Source organism: Terriglobus sp. YAF25 (genome assembly GCF_052113305.1).
In the GTDB taxonomy this organism is placed as follows: Bacteria; Acidobacteriota; Terriglobia; order Terriglobales; family Acidobacteriaceae; genus Terriglobus.
This window is the reverse complement of record NZ_JBFRCY010000409.1, coordinates 1-4,179: the sequence shown is the minus strand read 5'-3', so window position 1 is coordinate 4,179 and position 4,179 is coordinate 1. Positions and strand designations below refer to the sequence as shown.

Annotated in this window: 3 protein-coding genes; 1 reads left to right on the top strand and 2 read right to left on the bottom strand. The window is 58.2% G+C overall.

The window, feature by feature from the left end:
• Positions 1 to 407: hypothetical protein (locus tag AB4043_RS16755; protein ID WP_442307569.1), on the bottom strand; the 407-nt coding region annotated here is incomplete at its 3' end.
• Between the two features lie 327 nt (positions 408 to 734).
• Between AB4043_RS16755 and AB4043_RS16750 the strand changes: the two genes are divergently transcribed.
• Positions 735 to 1,757 carry a phosphotransferase gene (locus AB4043_RS16750; RefSeq protein WP_442303503.1) on the top strand — a complete coding sequence of 341 codons (1,023 nt, stop codon included), beginning with the start codon at positions 735 to 737 and terminating at the stop codon, positions 1,755 to 1,757.
• 443 nt (positions 1,758 to 2,200) lie between these two features.
• Here the strand turns inward: AB4043_RS16750 and AB4043_RS16745 are convergent.
• Positions 2,201 to 4,179 (bottom strand): bifunctional YncE family protein/alkaline phosphatase family protein (locus AB4043_RS16745; RefSeq protein WP_442307568.1); only part of this gene is annotated, 1,979 nt, incomplete at its 5' end.

The window sequence follows — 4,179 nt, the reverse complement described above, 5'->3', positions numbered from 1 at the left end:
GTACCGGTCAGTGCATTCGAGGCATTCACGCTGGTCTGGTTGAAGTTGGTATCGTGCGAGACCACCGAGCCCATGGTGTGATGATCGGTGGCAATGGCTACTCCGGTAGCTGCAGCAAGAGGTGTCAGCCACAGCAGATCCCGCGACCGGATACGCGCCGGACTGGTCCATATGCCAGCCTGGTCTTTGAGGATCTCCATCGGCATGCCGAGAATGATCTTGCGCTGGCTGGGACGGGGAGCATCGGGTAAAGACTGCTCTGTAGCTTGTGCCTGGCAGAACGGTACGGTGACAGCGATGGCGAGTGCAAGCATGCATGCACGCATGCGGAAGATAAACATGGCAAGGTCTCCAAAGGGATCGATCGGATCAGGGTTGGGCAAGGGAACACGCAGATAAAAGTGCAAACCGCTAGACCACGCGCCAATGCGCACGCTCTGTGAAGCAATCAGAAGCGGATCAGATACTGAAAGAGGCGCTTCACGTCCCTTTCATCTTACGGAGATGCAGCTTAACTCTGCCTTAAGGATATCAAGCCGCGCCTCGCAAAACGAGACTGGAAATTGAGCAAAAACTCGGGCACCATCGACAGGCACTTCTCCTGTAGGTGTCGGGTAGGGTTCCCGCATCGATGGGTGTTTTCCGCAATGAAAACGCCGCTGCACGCCCCTTCCGGGATACCCGGCAACAGGAGAAATGCTCTAGGCATTGTTTTGATTTCCAAGGAGGGATGCATGATTCCACAGGAGAAGAGCGCGTCGGTCGAGAAGGGCTTGCATGCAGCGTTCGGGGTTGCGACATTCGATGCCATTCATCCCATGGACGCCGGACTGGGCTCGGACCTGCTCTTCCGCATAGTTGTCGACGGAGCGCCCTACTCGTTACGCATCATGACCCGCATCGATGAGATCAACGATCCCGTGCGGCGGTTCACCTGCATGACGATGGCTGCCGATGCGGGCATTGCTCCTCGGGTCCGATATGTTGATATGGAGCAGGGCATCTGCATCACGGACCTCGTCGAGGAGGTTCCGCTCCTGGTCGAAGAGGCGCGTCTGCGGATACCGCAACTTCTGCGCAGGCTGCATTCACTGCCCCCGTTTCCTAAAGAGTTCAACTATGTGACGGCGAGCAAGGCGATCGAGAGATTCCATGGCATGGGCATCCTTCCACAGACGGAGATCGATGAGGTCTTTGCGTCGTATGCGCGCTTGTGCGAAGTCTACCCCAGAGATCCGCGAGATATGGTCTCGTGCCACAGCGACCTGAAGCCGGAGAACATCCTCTTCGACGGAGAGCGTGTCTGGCTGACGGACTGGAAGGCAGCTTTCGTAAACGATCGCTACTTCGATCTGGCGGTCGCTGGGAACTTCCTCATCGCAGACGAGGAGGACGAGCTTTCGTATCTTCAGCAGTACTTCGGCAAGCCTGCAGATGCGTATCAGCGAGCACGGTTCTTCCTTATGCGACAGACGCTGCATATGATGTACGCCTCGTTGTTCTTACTGCTGGGCCCAGGAGGGAAGCCGATCGATCGGAGTGAGCCGTTACCTGCATTCGATGAGTTTCATCGCCGGCTTTGGAGAAGGGAAATCAATCTGGCAGAGAGCGTGGCGAAGATCGTCTATGGACGGATTCATTGGGAGCGGTTGCTGCAGAACATGCGGCAGGCACGATTCGAGGAGGCTTTGCGGATGGTTGGGGAGGGACGTGTTACCGCAGAAGACGTCCGGACCCTGCTCCCCGTTATCTCGTGAGGTGAAAGACTTCGCCCTCAGCGGCTAAAGCCGCCGCCTGTGTCACTCCTGTGCGGGACGGCTGAAGCCGTCCCCTTAAGCACAACATTCGCACCTTCGGTGCGAACTGGTTGCGCGACGCGCAACTGAGCGATCTAGCAACTCTACCGCCAGCATTCGTTATCGACTTCGTGGGATGGGATAGTCAGGCGAGAGGGGAAATAGCGTTCCAGATACGGGAGCTATGTCTTTAGCCTGTCTTTTGTTTCGCGCATAGCGCGAATGCCTTGCTTAAGGGCACGGCTTCAGCCGTGCCGTACAAAGCCCCGCAAGGAAACGCGGCTTTAGCCGCTGAGGGCGATGTATGAGAAGCAGATTTTCTTCGCCGCGCAACGAAATAACAAACAAAAAGAAGGATCGAGCACAGCTCGATCCTCCACCCAACGCCTACTTAGTCCAACACCCTAGTCATCAGCATCCTTCCCATGTTTCGGCGACTCACTCGCATCCGCCAGCGGACGGAAGCGATGAACCGGAGCCGGCATGGCCGAGTCAGCTCCGCGAATGCTCTTCCACAGGATCTCGTTCAGCGCATACATCGGAGCGAGATCGACATCTTTGAAGTTCATCTTGCTGCTCTGCTTCGCGCCGTAGGAGTCCTTCGTGTTCTTTACGTTGACGTCGATCATCGGTTGGATGACGTCGAAGGGCGTATCCTTCGCCGTCGCACCGAACGCGGCATACATCGGCATCGCCGCGGCGTCGTACTGGCTCATCGGCGGCAGGCCGAGCAGTAGCTCCATCGACCGCACCATCGAGCTGGTCGTGTAGAGCGTGCTGTCAACGATGCCACGCTTCACATACGGGCTGATCACCAGGCCCACGGTGCGGCGTCCATCGACGTGGTCGGCGCCGTCCTGGGCGTCGTCTTCGATGATGAAGATGGCGGTGCTGGACCAGTAGCTGCTGTGGCTTACAGCATCGACAAGCTGACCGATGGCATAGTCATTGTTCGCGACCATGGCCTGCGGTGTGAAGGCTCCGGGCGTGGTGCCGCGGGTGTGATCTTCCGGCATGCTCATCACAATGTAGTTCGGCAGGCGCTTTTCAGGCTCAGTGCTGTCGTAGTTGGCTTCGAACTCCTTGAAGTCTTTCAGGAAGACTGCGACCTTATCCGTATCGCGGACGTTGAGCCCAAGACCATACTCCTTGGAGACATGGCCGACCAGCCCATCGGCTCCGGGAGCTGCTTCCATGCTGGTGCCGGTGCTGGCGCGCGCGGCGTTCTCGCCATACGAGCGATAGGTCAGGCCCTTGCGGCGGGCGACATCCCAGAGATGTCCTGCGGACGGAACCATCGCGCGCACACTGTATGAGGCGGCGCTGTGTGAGCCGTACTCGGCCGGCCACTGCTTCTCGTTGAAGTCGGTGGCGTAGGAGGAGTTCGACCAGGAGTGTCCATCGACGCTGACCTCACCATCGCAGTACAGGTTGTCGAGCACCACATACTGCTTCGCCAGCGCATGCTGATTGGGTGTGACCTTTTCACCGAAGAGCACCAGCTTCGGATCGCCATTGGCATTCGCAATATCGCCGAACTCCTGATCGTAGGTGCGGTTCTCTTTGATGATGTAGATCACGTGCTTGATCTGGCTGGCCTCGCCTACGTGCTGCGGAATCACGCTCGGCTCCTGCGGCGTCCGCGCCTCTGAAAGCATCGAGTCGCGATAAGGCGTGTTTTCTGATACCTGGCGCGTCCACTTCACGAGGTTGTCCTTCAGGTTCGTGACCGGCAGAACCTCAAGGCTGCTCTTCTGCAGCGTCTTATCGCTCTCCTTGCCGAAGTGCGGACCGTCCGGATCAGGATGGCCGCCCTCACCCTTGGCATTGGCGATATAAAGCGTCTGGTTCTTGTCGGTAAGCAGCAGGGCTGAAGGATACCAACCGGTAGGCACAAAGCCGACGACCGTGCTGTGCTCGCGGTTCTCAATGTGAGCGACGGCGATGGAGTTGTTGTCGGCATTGGCGATGTAGAGCAGCTTGCGCTCGTCATCGATGGCCAAGGCGTCGGGCGTCGAGCCCTCCGGCGCAAGCGGAGTCTGTGTCGTCGACAGCCGCTCCAGTACCTGAAGCGAGCGCGTATCGATCACGTAGATAGTGTTGTCATTCGAGCAGGCAACAAAGAGGCGGCCGTCGGCAGAGAGCTTCATCTCGTTCGGGTTCATACCGACGCGCACCGTGCGAATGACCTTATTGGTTGCGGTGTCGATCACGCTGACCGACTCGCTCGACCAGTTGGAGACGAAAAGCAGCTTACCGTCCGAAGTCAACGCAGCCTGGTAGGGAGTGGTCTCGACCGGGATACGGGTGACGATCTGGCGTGTCTTCGCATCGAAGACGACCACGTTACTTGGCCCGGAGCCGGTGCCGCGATTCACTGCAT

What these genes read in the sequence shown, in the direction of transcription:
- AB4043_RS16750 (WP_442303503.1), top strand. Translation starts at nt 735, where the DNA reads ATGATTCCACAGGAGAAGAGCGCGTCGGTCGAGAAGGGCTTGCATGCA.